Source organism: Rugamonas sp. GW822-FHT03B10 (assembly GCF_058801745.1).
Genome location: NZ_JBXANP010000006.1, coordinates 257,131 through 271,173 on the forward strand (window position 1 = coordinate 257,131; position 14,043 = coordinate 271,173).

19 protein-coding genes are annotated in these 14,043 nt (G+C 69.0%); 9 read left to right on the top strand and 10 right to left on the bottom strand.

All coding sequences use genetic code 11. From position 1 onward, the window contains the following. Positions 1 to 111 precede the first annotated feature (111 nt). The 3 genes from AC1RQG_RS12670 to AC1RQG_RS12680 all read right to left on the bottom strand — a co-directional run bounded on the left by AC1RQG_RS12670 (position 112) and on the right by AC1RQG_RS12680 (position 2,362). Positions 112 to 999 carry a M90 family metallopeptidase gene (locus AC1RQG_RS12670; RefSeq protein WP_493131795.1) on the bottom strand — a complete coding sequence of 296 codons (888 nt, stop codon included), beginning with the start codon at positions 997 to 999 and terminating at the stop codon, positions 112 to 114. A gap of 105 nt (positions 1,000 to 1,104) precedes the next feature. Next, on the bottom strand, positions 1,105 to 1,758 hold the full coding sequence (locus AC1RQG_RS12675; protein ID WP_493131797.1) for a winged helix-turn-helix domain-containing protein: 654 nt from the start codon (positions 1,756 to 1,758) through the stop codon (positions 1,105 to 1,107). A gap of 292 nt (positions 1,759 to 2,050) precedes the next feature. Next, on the bottom strand, positions 2,051 to 2,362 hold the full coding sequence (locus tag AC1RQG_RS12680; protein WP_493131799.1) for a BON domain-containing protein: 312 nt from the start codon (positions 2,360 to 2,362) through the stop codon (positions 2,051 to 2,053). A gap of 204 nt (positions 2,363 to 2,566) precedes the next feature. Here AC1RQG_RS12680 and AC1RQG_RS12685 point away from each other — a divergent pair, with 204 nt between their 5' ends. From AC1RQG_RS12685 to AC1RQG_RS12695, 3 genes are read left to right on the top strand one after another with little or no spacing between them, the layout of a single operon-like run. Continuing rightward, a complete protein-coding gene (locus tag AC1RQG_RS12685; RefSeq protein ID WP_493131801.1) occupies positions 2,567 to 3,028 on the top strand; it encodes an outer membrane lipoprotein in 462 nt (153 codons plus the stop codon). A gap of 15 nt (positions 3,029 to 3,043) precedes the next feature. Continuing rightward, a complete protein-coding gene (locus AC1RQG_RS12690; protein WP_182160082.1) occupies positions 3,044 to 3,196 on the top strand; it encodes a DUF3309 family protein in 153 nt (50 codons plus the stop codon). A 32-nt stretch (positions 3,197 to 3,228) separates the two neighbouring features. After that, entirely contained in the window at positions 3,229 to 3,654 is a 426-nt protein-coding gene (locus tag AC1RQG_RS12695; protein WP_493131803.1) for a hypothetical protein, read from the top strand. 125 nt (positions 3,655 to 3,779) lie between these two features. Here the strand turns inward: AC1RQG_RS12695 and AC1RQG_RS12700 are convergent, their stop codons facing one another. The 7 genes from AC1RQG_RS12700 to AC1RQG_RS12730 form a co-directional block, all read right to left on the bottom strand. Next, on the bottom strand, positions 3,780 to 4,925 hold the full coding sequence (locus AC1RQG_RS12700; protein WP_493131805.1) for a patatin-like phospholipase family protein: 1,146 nt from the start codon (positions 4,923 to 4,925) through the stop codon (positions 3,780 to 3,782). A gap of 101 nt (positions 4,926 to 5,026) precedes the next feature. After that, complete coding sequence (locus AC1RQG_RS12705; RefSeq protein ID WP_493131807.1) at positions 5,027 to 5,395, bottom strand: hypothetical protein; 369 nt, start codon at positions 5,393 to 5,395, stop codon at positions 5,027 to 5,029. 11 nt (positions 5,396 to 5,406) lie between these two features. Beyond that, entirely contained in the window at positions 5,407 to 5,787 is a 381-nt protein-coding gene (locus tag AC1RQG_RS12710) for a phage holin family protein (RefSeq protein ID WP_493131952.1), read from the bottom strand. Between the two features lie 24 nt (positions 5,788 to 5,811). Further along, entirely contained in the window at positions 5,812 to 6,114 is a 303-nt protein-coding gene (locus tag AC1RQG_RS12715) for an ElaB/YgaM/YqjD family protein (RefSeq protein WP_182152609.1), read from the bottom strand. Between the two features lie 61 nt (positions 6,115 to 6,175). Further along, the gene (locus tag AC1RQG_RS12720) at positions 6,176 to 6,712 is read right to left on the bottom strand and encodes a ferritin-like domain-containing protein (protein ID WP_493131809.1); all 537 of its coding nucleotides are present in this window, start codon (positions 6,710 to 6,712) and stop codon (positions 6,176 to 6,178) included. A gap of 24 nt (positions 6,713 to 6,736) precedes the next feature. After that, positions 6,737 to 7,624, bottom strand: coding sequence for an OmpA family protein (locus tag AC1RQG_RS12725; protein WP_493131811.1), 888 nt, complete (start codon positions 7,622 to 7,624; stop codon positions 6,737 to 6,739). 39 nt (positions 7,625 to 7,663) lie between these two features. Next, positions 7,664 to 8,062: a DUF4398 domain-containing protein gene (locus AC1RQG_RS12730; RefSeq protein WP_493131813.1), complete on the bottom strand. Its 399-nt coding sequence runs from the start codon at positions 8,060 to 8,062 to the stop codon at positions 7,664 to 7,666. A gap of 269 nt (positions 8,063 to 8,331) precedes the next feature. On the opposite strand from AC1RQG_RS12730, the gene AC1RQG_RS12735 reads away from it, so the two are divergent. From AC1RQG_RS12735 to AC1RQG_RS12760, 6 genes are all read left to right on the top strand, one after another. Then, positions 8,332 to 10,329, top strand: a complete 1,998-nt coding sequence (locus AC1RQG_RS12735) for an AsmA family protein (protein ID WP_493131815.1) — start codon at positions 8,332 to 8,334, stop codon at positions 10,327 to 10,329. A 116-nt stretch (positions 10,330 to 10,445) separates the two neighbouring features. Further along, complete coding sequence (locus tag AC1RQG_RS12740) at positions 10,446 to 10,667, top strand: YMGG-like glycine zipper-containing protein (protein ID WP_493131817.1); 222 nt, start codon at positions 10,446 to 10,448, stop codon at positions 10,665 to 10,667. Between the two features lie 208 nt (positions 10,668 to 10,875). After that, a complete protein-coding gene (locus tag AC1RQG_RS12745; RefSeq protein ID WP_493131819.1) occupies positions 10,876 to 11,568 on the top strand; it encodes a glycine zipper 2TM domain-containing protein in 693 nt (230 codons plus the stop codon). Positions 11,569 to 11,721: 153 nt separating this feature from the next. Beyond that, the gene (locus AC1RQG_RS12750) at positions 11,722 to 11,868 is read left to right on the top strand and encodes a lmo0937 family membrane protein (RefSeq protein ID WP_182160100.1); all 147 of its coding nucleotides are present in this window, start codon (positions 11,722 to 11,724) and stop codon (positions 11,866 to 11,868) included. Positions 11,869 to 11,966: 98 nt separating this feature from the next. Beyond that, positions 11,967 to 12,497, top strand: coding sequence for a DUF3617 domain-containing protein (locus AC1RQG_RS12755; protein WP_493131821.1), 531 nt, complete (start codon positions 11,967 to 11,969; stop codon positions 12,495 to 12,497). 187 nt (positions 12,498 to 12,684) lie between these two features. Next, a complete protein-coding gene (locus AC1RQG_RS12760; RefSeq protein WP_493131823.1) occupies positions 12,685 to 13,989 on the top strand; it encodes an acetyl-CoA hydrolase/transferase family protein in 1,305 nt (434 codons plus the stop codon). Positions 13,990 to 14,043 lie beyond the last annotated feature (54 nt).

Sequence of the window (14,043 nt, forward strand, 5' to 3'; positions counted from 1 at the left end):
ACGATAGTCTCGCGGCAGACACTGCGTGGCGATGGACGCGCTGGAAGCGGCGCACGGGCATACGCGGCTCGCTTCAATTATGCCTGATTTTACAATTGCTTTGCGCACATTTCACCAACGGGCGTGCCAAGCCAGCTGCGGCCCGTGCGGGCCGTCCGGCCCGGGCGCCGGCGGCGCCGGCGGCGGCGCCTGCCAGGCGCGCGGATCGACGCGGTAGTACTTGCAGAATTCGTCGTACAGTTCCGTGTGGTGCCCGGCCATCTGCCACGGCTTTTCAAAGAAGGTCTCCGTCGCCACGGCGAAGAACTCGGCCGGGCTGGTGGCGCCGTAGTGGTCGATCACGCTGTGCTGGCGGTACATGGCTTGCCAGCGCAGCGCGTGGAAGTCGCGCGCCAGCACCTCCGACCAGTCGCGGTACTTGGCGTGGTGGCCCAGGTAGGGCGCGCCGTTGGCGCGGCCCGATTCACTGTCGAGCTGGTGGGCGAACTCGTGCAGCACCACGTTGTGGCCGTCGGTCCAGTCGGCCGCGCCGCGCTGCACGTCGTCCCACGACAGCACCACGCGGCCATCGTCCCACGATTCGCCGAGCATGCTCTGGCGGCCCGGCGTGACCACCCCGCCCGGCCCCACCTCGTCGCGCCGCGCCACGAAGGCGGTCGGGTAGACGAGGATGGTGTGCAGGGCCGGATACACCTTGCTGGGGCGGTTCAGCAGCAACAGGCAAGCCTGGCCGGCGATGGTGACGGCCATGTCGTCGTCCACCACCAGCCCTTCGCAGCCGATGAACTTCTTCTGATGGAGGAATTGCGCCACGAGGCGCCGCAGCTGGGCCTGCAGGTCCGGTCCCATGTTGCGGTAAGGGGGGATCTGGCGTTCCAGCACGGCCACCGCGCTGGCCGGCAACGGCCGCGCCAGCGCGCGCCGCAAGCGCCAGCGCGGTATCTGCCAGGGCAACACCAGCGCCAGCACCGTCAAGCCTACCCAAAGCAAAGCGTCCATGCGCACCCATGTCTGTCGGCCGCGACGGGATGCCCGGCCACCCCACCCCAAGTGGGGCGGGTTGCCGTCAATTCAATCACTTTTCTTGGGCGCACGCCAGCGGCGTCACTCGGCCTTCTGTTGCGAGCCCGGCGAACCGAACAGCGCGGCCACCAGCGGATCGCGCATCACGGGGCCGCGGTTGACGCGGATCGCGTAATGGGTGTCGTCGGCCAGGATGTGGAAGTGGCGGCCATTGCCGGCCATGGCCAGCTCGCGCGCGCCGGGGCGCTCCTTGCGCGGCGGCGCGCCTTCGCGCTTGGGCTGGACGATGGCGGCCAGGAAGGCCCGCACCCGCTCGGGATCGGGCGTGATCTGGTACACGGCCTTGCCCAGATAGGTGGCCGTGCCCTCGATGTAGCGCGCCAGTTCGATCACGCCGGCCTCGCGCAGGTCGCGGATGTATTTGCGGGCGCCGGACGGCGAAAACTTGAGGAACCAGGCGATCTCGTCGGCCAGCATCTCGTGCATGGACAGTTCGCCGATCAGCTTTTGCATGTTCTCGATGCGGCGCAGGGTGGCCGAGGTCGAGCGCACGCGCTCGATCGAGGCCATCGACAGGGCCGGTTTGCGGTCCAGCGGCGGGGCGGCCCGCTCCACCAGCGTCAACTTGGCCGGCCGGGCGGCGGCGTCACGCGCCGGCAGGGCCGGCATCTCGGGACAGCCCTGGCCCCGGGCTGGGCTGATGTCGAGATGTTCAGTTTGTCTGTATGCATGCATTTTTCACTCCTTAAAACAATTCCCGGGACAAATGATGCAAGGGCAACGCCTAGCGTTGTGCATCAGTCATCAGATTGCCGGGACGCGATTTTTCGGTCTGTGCGGCAACGAACATATAAAGTATTCAATTTGTATCCAAATGCATCATCGGGGGGGCGCGGCGCACCGCGCGGGGCCGGGTCGCCACACCGGGCCGCATGGTTGGGCCGTCAGGGTTGGATCGCCGCCGGCGCGCTTGGTTCCCGCTTTCCCATGCGGAGGGCGCAAGCAAACGCCGGCGGCGCCGCCGCCGTTACTTGACCCGGATGTCGTTCTTCACTTCCTTCACGCCCTTGACGTTGCGGGCGATCTCGGCGGCCTTGGCGATGTCGGCCGCATTGGCGACAAAGCCGCTCAACTGCACCTTGCCCTTGAAGGTCTCGACGTTGATCTCCGTCGATTTCAGGGTCGGTTCATTGAAGATTTCTGCCTTGACCTTGGTGGTGATCAGGCTGTCGTCGACATATTCGCCCGTCCCTTCCTGCTTGGGGGTGGAAGCGCAACCGGTGACGGCCAGCAGGGCGGCGGACAGGCAGGCCGTCGCGATGTAATGTGCGGATTTCATGGTAAGTCTCCTTGGTGGATGTGGTCCAACGAAATGCCCGGAGCGAGCCAGCCAGTGCGCGTGGCAGCGCGCCGACAGTCACGTTGTACGCGCAAAAGGACCAGTCATCCGTACGTTGCCGTACACAGAACACAGGGTGCGGCAGCGTACAGACCGCAGCGCGTGCGCTGGCTAAGCTGAAACCACACTTTTCGGGAGGACAACATGAGACACAGCACCTACATGGGCGCCGTCACCCTGGTCGCCGCTTCGGCTGCCCTGCTCGGTGGCTGCGCCAGCAACACGCAGCCGGCCGCCGTGACCTACACGGCCCCGACGTCGGCCCCGGTGGCGTCCACCTATGGCACGATCGACAGCATCCAGGTGGTGCGCACGGGCGGCGGCACCAGCGGCGCGGGCGCCGTCACGGGCGGCCTGGTGGGCGCCCTGGTGGGCAACCAGATCGGTTCGGGCGCCGGCCGCACGGCCGCCACCGTGGCCGGCGCCGTCGGTGGCGCGCTGGTCGGCAACAAGGTGGAGAACGACCGCAACCAGCCGCGCGAGACCTACCAGATCAGCGTGCGCATGGATAACGGCGACTACCGCGTGCTGCAGCAGGACGACATCGCCGGCATGCAGGTCGGCACCCGGGTGCGCCTGGCCGACGGCCACCTGTACCGTTATTGACGGCCGGAGGGCGCCATGGGAACCCTGATCCTGCTGATCCTGGTGCTGATCCTGGTCGGCGCCCTGCCCGCCTGGCCCCACAGCCGCAACTGGGGCTACGCGCCCAGCGGCGTGACGGGGCTGGTGGTGCTGATCCTGCTCGTTATGTTGCTCACCGGCAGACTCTGATTGGCCGCATGCGGCCTGATATGGGAGGTATCATGAGGAACGACATCGCACACCCCACCCTGCGCCTGGCGCCGCTGTTGTTGGGCGCCATGCTGTGCGCGGCGGCGACCGCGCAGACCGGGCAGCCGGCCTCGCCGGCCGCCACCACCGACGCCAGCGCCGCGCCCGCCGTGCAGGACAGCACGCCCGGCGTCACCCCGCCGGCCGTGGCCCAGCAGCAGAAGAAGGAGATCGCCCATGGCGACCCCGGCCGCTGGTATCGGCACGACAGCACGGCGGCCGACCAGCTGCGCACCGTGCGCAAGGAGATCGCCGCCGCGCTGCAGGAAGCCACGCTGGCGTGCAAGCGCGAACCGGCGGCCGAGCGCAACGCCTGCCTGAAGGAGGCGCGCAGCACCTATCAGCATGACATGGTCAACGCCAAGGCGATACGCGATGAGAACAACCGGCTCGAATAAGGGAAGGCAGCCTGAGCGGCCGGGTGCGGCCTGCTGTTGCAAGCTGCGGCCGGTTGTCGCTAGCTGCGCCTGCTGCCGCTAGCTGCGGCCGGCTGCGCGTGCTGCGTGCGGTACGTGTGGGAGTATCAGGCCGGCGGCAACTCGTGCACGACCAGCGGCGTGTCTTCGCTGACGAACGACAGCCAGGCGGCCGCGCCGACGGCGCGCATGCCGTCCGCGTAACCCTGGTCCCAGCGCCAGTCGATCGAGCCGCGCGAGAAATTGATGTCCTTGGCCGCCATGTGCCAGTCGCGCCCGCCGTAGGGCAGACGCACGACGTGCAAGGTGGTGTCGCAACCGAGCGCGGCCAGTTCGCCGGCCGTCTGCGCCGTGTGGGCCTGCGGCGGCAGCGCCAGATACAGCTCGCGCAGCTTCTGGCGCATGCGCTGGGTTTTCACGTAGTCGTCCAGATGGCGCCGCGAACGCGACGCGAACGTCACGTCCTTCTGCCGCGTCTGCACCTCGTCCAGCGTGGTCGGCTCCGGCCCTTCCGCGTTCCACAGGTCGACCATGAAGCACAGCGTGTCGGTGGCGCCGGCGTCCTCCAGCACGGTTTCCAGCGGCGTGTTCGAATACAGGCCGCCATCCCAGTACAGGTCGCCGTCGATGCGCACGGCCGGGAAGCCGGGCGGCAGCGCGCCGCTGGCGCGGATGTGGTCGGCGTGGATGGTCATGTCGCGGTTGTCAAAGCGGCGCAGGTTGCCGCTGGTGACGCCCAGCGCGTTGACGGTGAGCCGGGTGCCGCCGGGCGCGTTCAGGTAGTCGAAATCGACCAGCTCGCCCAGCGTGCGGGCCAGCTCGCCCGTGTCGTAAAAGCTGGCCTGCTCGGGGTCCACGGCCAGGCCGGACGGGAACAGGTTGAAGCCGCGCGGCTTGAAAAAGCCGGGCACGCCGCGCAGCAGCGTATCCCAGGTCTGCAGCAGGATGTTGGTGCGGCGCAGGCTGTCGGGGATGCCGCGCATGTCGACCGTGTCGCGGTGGGCGATGCCGTGCCAGAACGCGCGCAGGCGCTCGAGCCGCACCTCGGGCGCATTGCCCGCCAAAATGGCCGCGTTGATGGCGCCGATCGAGGTGCCCACGATCCAGTCCGGCGCCAGTCCGCTCTCGTGCAAGGCCTGGAACACGCCCGCCTGGTAGGCGCCGAGGGCGCCGCCGCCCTGCAACACCAGCACCACGCGCATGCCGGATGGATTCAACGGCCGCTGCGGCACGTGCACTGCCTGGTTTTCCATTTTCATCGTCAGTTCAGCGGTAAATTGAGCGGAGTCGGGTCCCACATGCATACCCGAGCGCAGGCATGAATGCTGGACCTGCCCCCGGCTATTTCAGTTGATTAGTCGCCGGCGGCTTCCGGGCGCTTGCGGCGCGCCAGCCAGGCCACGCCGAGCGCCACCGCGGCGCCCACGCCGAGCGCCGGCTTGAGCAGGCGCTTGCGCATGATGAAGGAACCGACCGTCAAGGCGATCGGCAGCATGCGCTTGAGGGTGGCCGCGTTCAGCCCGCCCGGCGACAGCAGCACGCCGAGCCGGGCCTGGGCCAGTTCGGTGGCCTGGTCCACGGCGCTGTGCAACAACGCTTCGGGCCGCATGGCCATGCCGAGCTGGGCCTTCGCATGGGCCACCTTCACGCGGTGCAATTCGCCTTCCCGTATCAGGCGCTCCTTGGCGGCCGCCAGCGCCGCCTGTTCCATCTCAGTCGTCATGCTTCCCCCGGCTACAGCAACATGTCACGGTCGGACTTCAGTTCGGCCATGGTCGCCGTCAGCGACAGTTTGCCCTCGCGTATCATGCGGCGCGCATACCGGACCAGGCCCAGCGCCGCCAGCACGAAGGCGCCCGTCATGATCAACAGGATTTTCCAGCCCAGCGCATCCCACGCCAGGTAGACGATGGTGACGGTGCCGTAGGCCAGCGCGAAGCAGCCGGCCACCACGGCCAGCGCGAACACCACCACCAGCCGCAGCAGGTGGTTGCGCACCTCGCCCAGCTCCAGCGCGGCCAGTTCCAGCCGCGACAGCGCCAGGCCGAGGATGCTGCGCGCCACGGTCGCCAGCGAGGCCAGCAACCCCGGCGGCGGCACCGCCCCCTTGTCCATCGGATCCGTCTGGGCCACGGCGGCTTACTTGCGGCCGAGGATGACGCCCACCAGCAGGCCCACGCCGGCCGCCAGCGCGATCGAGCGCCACGGATTTTCCTTCACATACACGTCGGCCGACTTGGCCATTTCCTTGCTCGCTTCGAGCGCGCTCTGCTGGGCCTCGTGGGCCTTGGCCAGCGCCGTGTCCAGCGCGCGCATGCCGCGTCCGCGCAGCTCCTCGGCCTTTTCCCCCGTCAGCGCGGTGGCCGCGGTAAACAGCGCCTGCGCATCCTTGACCAGGGTCTTGACGTCGTTGTTCACGGTACTGATATTGTTTTCCAGCATGATGAGGCTCCTGTAATGTGAGTGAAAGACCTTGCCTGCCCTACCTTACCGCGTTTCGGACTCAATCGAGCAAATCGCGCATATCGTCCGCATGTTCTTCTTCCACCGCCATGATCTTGATCAGCAAATGGGTGGTGGTCGGGTCGGCCGTGCCCAGCCGTTCTATCATTTGGCGGTACGATTCGATCGCCACCCGCTCGGCGATCAGGTTGGCCCGCACCATGGCTTGCACGTCGACAGACTCATCATACTCGGCATGGCTACGTGCGAGCAACGTTGCTGGATTGAAATCCGGTTGGCCGTTGAGCTGGATGATGCGTTCGGCCAGCCAGTCGGCGTGTTCCTGCTCCTGCTGCGCGTGCTCCAGGAACTCGGCCTTGATGGGGCCGTTCTCCCGCCCCGTCACCGTGTAGTAGTGGCGCCGGTAGCGCGCCACGCACACCAGCTCGGTGGCCAGCGCGTCGTTGAGCAGTTCCACCACGGCCGCGCGGTCGCCCTGGTAGCCGGCCGTGACGGGGCCGTCCTCCAGGTGCGAGGCGGCGGCGCGGATGGCCACCTTGTCGATGCCGCTGCGCGGCGTGGGCTGTATGTCATCCATGATCATCCTTTCCTGATGGTGGGTTCAATGGCGGTTGGCGATCGGCGCGCCGTTCTGCGACAACACGATCTCGACCCGCCGGTTCAGTTGGCGGTTGCCCGCGTTGTCGTTGCTGGCCACCGGATAGGCCTCGCCATAGCCACGGGTGGCGATGCGATCGGGCGCGATGCCCATGCCGGCCAGCGCGTTGCGCACGGCCTCGGCGCGCCGCTGCGACAATTCGAGGTTGTGGGCCGCGCTGCCGGTGCTGTCGGTGAAGCCCTCGACCAGCACGTTGCTGCCCGGCTGCTGGCGCAGCACGTCGGCCAGCCGCCCGGCGGTGCGCATGCCCTGCGGACTCAGCTGCGCCTGGTCGACGTTGAACAGCACGTCGCCGAACGTGATCACGAGGCCGCGGTCGGTCTGCTTGGCCTTGAGGTCGGCCAGTTCCTGCTGCAGCGCGCTGGCCTGGGCGTTGGCGGCCTGGGCCTGGGCATTCGCGCTTTGCGCCTGGGCCTGGGCTTGCTGGGCCTTCTGGCGCTGCTGGTCGGCCTCCTGCGTGCGCTCCTGCACCAGCACCTGGTCGCGCTGGCGGCTGGCGTCCTGCACCTGGCGCTCGGCCGCCTTCCGGCGCGCCACCTCCTGCGCCGCCGCGATGCGCTGCTTGGCCGCGTAGGCCAGGCTGTCGATGGTGTTCAGGCTGTCGCGGCGGGCGGCGGCCGCGTTGGCGCGGTCGAGCGCCTCGGTCGCCTTCTGCAGCTCGGCCGGCGCGTCGCGCGCCACGGCCGGGTTCGATTGGGCGGCCATGTAGTCGCCGCGCGCCTGGTCGAGCAGGCTGGTGGTGGTGGGCGTGGTGCCGCATGCCGCCATCAGCACCGACAGCGCGAACGCGGCCGGCACGCAATAGGTCTGGTGCATGATGATTTTTTTCATGATGGTCTCCTTGGCCGGCGCCAGCGCTGGCGCCGCGCGTCACTGTTGCTGGGTGCTGCGGTTGCGTTCGATCTCGTCGCGCAGCGCGCGGATGCTGTCCTGCAGCTGGGCGGCGGCCGTGCTGGCCTTGCCGGCGCTGGCCTTGCTTTGCGCCAGGTTGGCGTCGGCCTGGGCCTGCACGGCCAGGTTCTCGGCCGTGCGGTAGTCCTTGGCCGCCAGCGCCTGGTTGGCGCGCAGCAGCTTGTCGCGCGCCGCCTGCATCTCGTCCGGCGCCAGTTCACCGGCGCCCGCGATGGCCGCGCTGTCGACGGCCGCGCGCGAGGCGGCCACGTCGGCCGTGGCCGGCGTCTTCTGGCTGGCGCAGCCGGCGCAGGCGGCCACCAGGACCGCGCCCGCCAGTCGCGGCCAGCGCCGCTTGTCGGATTCGCTTGTACGCATGTCGTTCTCCTTATCACGTGAAGGGCCGCCCGCGTCGGCGCGGCCACAATGCCTACCCTTATAGGCCCATGCCGAGCCGGATTCAGTACGTTGACGCACATAGTTCCCGCCGCCGCCAATGCCGCGCCGCCGGCGCGCGCGCGGGTGTAGGCTGTGCACCGTGGGCCCCGGCGCGCGCCCGCCGGGCCGGCCCGCCGCCCAGTCGCAGACATTTCCAAACCGGGCCAAACACGTTATCCTCGCGCGCTCAACCACCATGAAGGCTGCGCATGTCCCTGTCCCGTCCCGCCCGTATCACCGTGACCGTCGCCGCCGTGGCCATCGCCGTGCCGGCGCTGGCCGTGGCCGTGTTGCTCAACATGGACTGGAACCGCGCCCGCCCGTGGCTGGGCGCGCGCGTGGGCGAGGCGCTGGGCCGTCCGTTCGCCATCCGCGGCGATCTGCGGCTGACCTGGGAACGCCAGGGCCACACGGCGGCCGACACCACGTGGCGCGACTACCTGCCCCTGCCCCACCTGGTGGCCGACGATGTCCACCTGGGCAACCCCGCCTCCATGCCGGCGGCGGCGCAGGACGACATGGCCAGCGTGCGCCGGTTCGCGTTCACGCTGGAGCTGCTGCCCTTGCTCGAGCACCGCATCGTGATCCCCGTGCTGCGCTTCGACACGCCGGCCGTGCTGCTGCGGCGCGACGCGCAGGGCCACGAGAACTGGACCTTCAAGCCGGCCGAGCGGCCCTCGCCGTGGCGGCTGCAATTGCGGCAGGTGGTGTTCTCCAAGGGCACGGTGCGCTACGTGGACGCGCTGGCCAAGGCCGACGCCACCGCCGAGGTCGACACGCTGGCCGGCGATCCGCTGTACGGTGTGGCGTGGCGCGTGCGCGGCCAGTGGAACGGCCAGCCGGTGCAGGGCAGCGGCAAGGCCGGCGCCGTGCTATCGCTGCAGCAGCAATTGCGGCCCTACCCGCTCACGGCGCGCCTGACGGTGGGCGCCACCGACATCAGCATCACCGGCACCCTGACCAAGCCCACCGAGCTGGCCGCGCTCGACCTGCGCCTGCAGGTGGCCGGCGCCAGCATGGCGCGGCTGTACGGCCTGACCGGCGTGCTGCTGCCCGAGACGCCGGCGTTCCGCACGGCCGGCCATCTGCGCGCCAGCCTCGGCCCGCAGGCCAGCGACTGGCATTACGACCAGTTCACGGGCAAGGTGGGCGCCAGCGACATCGGCGGCGACCTGGCGTTCCGCACCGGCGGCGCGCGGCCGCTGCTGACGGGCGCCGTGCGCTCCACCCTGCTGCAGTTCTCCGACCTGGGGCCGCTGATCGGCGCCGACTCCAACGCCAGCAAGCGCGCGCGCGGCGTGGCGCCGGTGCAGCCGGGCGACAAGGTGCTGCCGGTCGAGACGTTCAAGACCGAGCGCTGGACCAGCATCGACGCCGACGTGCGCTTCCAGGCCCAGCGCATCGTGCGCACGCGCGAGCTGCCGATCCACAACCTCGACACGGCGCTGCGCCTGCGCGACGGCGTGCTGACGCTGGCGCCGCTGACCTTCGACGTGGCCGGCGGCAAGCTCAGTTCCGACATCCGGCTCGACGGCAGCGGCAAGCGCACGCCGCACGCGCTGCAAGGCGCGCTCAAGGCCAGCGCGCGCCATCTGCAACTGCAGCAATTGTTCCCGGCGCTGGCCGCCCGTCAGACCAGCATGGGCGAACTGAACGGCGACGCCAGCCTGGCCGCCTCCGGCGACTCCGTGGCCGGCCTGCTGGCCACGGCCGACGGCGAGCTGCGCACCGTGATCAACCAGGGCAGCGTGAGCAAGCTGTTGCTGGAGGAGATGGGCCTGAACATCGGCAACGTGGTGCTGGCCAAACTGTTCGGCGACAAACAGGTGAAGCTCAACTGCATGCTGACCGACTTCAGCGTGCGCGACGGCCTGATGCACACGCGCCAGTTCATCGTCGACACCGAGGACGCCACCATCAACGTCACCGGCACCGTCAGCCTGGCGCAGGAAAAACTGGACCTGACGCTCAAGCCCGACAGCAAAGGCTTGCGCGTGTTCTCGCTGCGCGCGCCGATCTACGTGCGCGGCACCTTCAAGCAACCGGACGTGAGCGTGGACAAGGGCGTGCTGGCGCTGCGCGCGGGCGGCGCGCTGGCGCTGGCGGCGGTGGCGCCGGCGGCCGCCATCCTGCCGCTGGTGAACGCCGGTCCCGGCGGCGCGGCCGTCAGCGGCTGCGCGCCGCTGCTGGCGCCGGCCCGCCACTGAGGCCGGCCAGCGGGGCCGGCCACCTATGTGTGCTGGCGTACGGACTGCCGGCCCGATCCGCCGTAGCCTGCAACCATCGTCACAGGAGGGCGCCAGCCCGCTTCAAGGAGGACATCATGGCTAGCACAGCAAAACTGATCGCCGGCACAGCGGTCCTGATCGGCACGATAGGCCTGAGCGCTTGCTCGGGCATGTCCACGCGCGACCGCAACACGGCCGTCGGGGCCGGTGTCGGCGCCGTGGCCGGCTCGGTGCTGACCAACGGCAGCTCGGTCGGCACGGTGGGCGGCGCCGCCGTCGGCGGTGTGATCGGCAACCAGATCGACAAGCACCACTAGCCGGTCGCCGCACGCCACACCAGCAGTAGCACATCTGCAGTAAGCCAGCAGTAACGACGCGGGGCGGCCGGTCACGCCCGCCCCGCCATAACGCCGGTAATTGGCCATGTATGTACGCTGACGCACAGAAGCGGGACTGTCAACGGAGGAAAATCCTTGCATCCCGATAGCGGCGTGCAAGCCGCCACTTATCCACCCAGGAAGCGTTATGCACATTCACGAAGCCTCGGCCCAGCAGGTCACCCATCCCATTCTCATCATCGCCGCCGTGGCCGTCGTGCTGTTCTGCAGTGTCGGCACGGCCGCCATCCTGGGCTGGTTGCCGTCCTCCTCGGGCAGCGGCTACCAGCCGGTGCCGGCCATCCAGCACGTGGCGCCGGCCGCGCTGCCCCAACCCGCACCGCCGGCGCCGCCGGCGCCCGCCCCATCCAGCCAGGCCGGAGAGGATCCGATGCTGGCCCGGCAGGCGGCCGCGCCGACCATGCTGGCCGCGGTCCAGCCTGCCGAACCGGGCCCGCAGCCTGCCGCGCAGGCGGCGCCGCCCGCCGTGGCGCCGGCGCCGCATTGCGGCAACTGCGGCGTGATCGCCGCCATCCATGAAGTCCACACGCGCGGCCAGGGCAGCGGCCTGGGCGCGGCCGGCGGCGCCGTGCTGGGCGGCCTGCTGGGCAACCAGGTGGGCGGCGGCCATGGCCGCCAGCTGGCGACCATCGCCGGCGCCGTCGGCGGCGCCGTGGCCGGCAACCAGATCGAGGGCAACATGAAGTCGACCCGCAGCTACAACGTGGTGGTGCGCATGGACGATGGCCGCAGCCGCACCGTGCACCTGAAATCGCTGCAGAACTGGCGCACCGGCGACCCGGTGCGCATCGTCCACGGCACCCTGCGCGCGGACCGCTGACGGGCCCGGGCCCGTGTACGGCACCGTACAGACCACGGGCGGCACCACGGTGAGAATCCAGGTCATACAGGGCGTGGCCGGTGACAGCAAATGGCCACGCCATCCGGCGGGCCGGCTTGCGTCCGGCCCTCACCCAACGCGAAGGATTCCATCATGCTCTATACCATTGCCGTCATCCTGCTCGTTCTCTGGCTGCTGGGGGTAGTCAGTTCCTACACCATCGGGGGCTTCATCCACATCCTGCTGGTGGTCGCCATCGTCATGGTGCTGCTGCGCCTGATCAGCGGGCGGGGCGTCTGACCCCGCCGTGGCGCGCGCCCCTTCCCCGGCGCGCGCCACTCGCCTCCCCGCCCCGTTCGGTATATCCTGCAAGCTCCTCCTCAACGATCGGAGCTGCCATGTCCCGCCTGCCCGCCCTCCTGCTGGTCCTCGCCGCCGCCCACGCGGGCGCCCAAACCATCCGGCCCGGACAGTGGGAAATCAGTAGCAAGATGAAAAGCGCCAATCCGGAAGTGGACCAGGCCATGTCGGCGGCGCTGCAGCAACTGAACAACCTGCCGCCCGCCCAACGCCAGCAGATGGAACAGATGATGGCCAAGAACGGCGCCACCATGCCGCGCCTGGCCGGCGACGGCGGCGTGGCCATGCGCGCTTGCATCACGCCCGAGATGGCGGCCCGCCACGAACTGCCCACCGGCCAGCAAGGCCAATGCAGCAGTCATACGCAGCAAGTGAGCGGCGGGATGGACGTCAGCTTCAGCTGCACCAATCCGCCGTCGAGCGGGCAGGGGCAGGTGCGCTTTCGCGGCGACACGGAATTCACCATGCACATGAACGTGACGACCAGCGCGCGCGGCACGCCGGAACAGATGGCGGTGGACACCAACGGACGCTGGCTGGCGCCCGCCTGCGCGCAGCCTCAACGCTGACGACGGCCGGCGCGCCACCCTGTATGAAAGCCGATCCGCCTTACGGCCGCCTGACGAAACGGCCGGTTGTGACGCTTCCTGCAACAAAATCAGAAATTAACTTTCCCGGCCATTGCGCTCGCGGCTTGCTGGTTTATAGTGAAAAAAAAAGTAATACGAGACAACTATAAAGAAAGGCCGACAAACCATGCAACGCCCATCCGCATCCGCCCTCTACGACAGCAAACGCGGCACCGCCAACGACGCCCTGCGCCTGCTGCGCGACGGAGACACCATCATCGTCCCGTCCGGTGTCGGCGAACCGCCCACCCTGCTCACGGCCCTGTCCGAGCAGCGTCGCCAGTTCCGCGACATCAAGGTGGCGCAAATCCTGGCCATGCGCAAATACGCCTACTTCGATCCCGAGACGGTCGAGCACGTACGCCACGTGGCCCTGTTCTTCGGCGGCGCCTCGCGCGCGGCCGGCCAGGCCGGCTGGGCCGATTTCATCCCCGCCTATTTCTCCGAGCTGCCCAGCCTGATCGAACGGGGCCAGATCGCCGCCGACGTGGTGTTCGCGATGGCCTCGCCGATGGACGAGCACGGCTTCTTCTCGCTCAGCCTTGGCGCCGACTACACGATGGCGGCCGTGGCCAAGGCCCGCGTGATCATGCTGGAGGTCAATCCCAACGTGCCGTTCGCGCACGGCCAGTGCCATGTGCACGTGTCGCAGGTGGCGGCCGTGGTGGAGAGCAACGAGCCGGTGATGGAAGTGGGCTTGCCCAAGATCGGCCCGGTGCAGGAAGCGATCGGCAAGTATGTGGCCGACATGATCGACGACGGTTCCACGCTGCAGATCGGCTACGGCGGCATCCCCGACGCCGTCGTGATGCAGCTGACCAACAAGAACGACCTCGGCATCCACACCGAGATGATCGGCGACGGCATCATGACGCTGGTCGAAGCGGGCGCCATCACCAACCGCCGCAAGACGCTGTTGCCGGGCAAGATGGTGGCCACCTTCGCGCTCGGCTCCAAGCGCCTGTACGACTTCATGCACCACAACGCGATGCTGGAGATGCATCCGGTCAATTTCACCAACGACCCCTACATCGCCGGCCAGAACGACAAGCTGATCAGCATCAACGCCAGCCTGCAGGTCGATTTCCTCGGCCAGTGCGGTTCCGAAAGCATGGGCCACCTGCCCTACTCGGGCACCGGCGGCCAGGCCGACTTCGTGCGCGCGGCCAACCGCTCGCGCGGCGGCAAGTCCTTCATCGTGCTGCCGTCGACGGCCAAGGATGGCACCATCTCGCGCATCATGCCCACCCTCACGCCCGGCACCCACGTCACCACCAGCAAGAACGATGTGAACTACGTGGTCACCGAGTACGGCGTGGCGCAGCTGCGCGGCAAGTCCGCCAAGCAGCGGGCCGAGGCGCTGATCGCCATCGCCCACCCGGACTTCCGGGCCGAGCTGCGGGCCGCCGCCAGCAAGATGCTGCTCTGCTGACGCCGCCGCGCTGACGGCGCGCCCCCCAGGCGCCGCCGGCCGCGCACGCCGGCG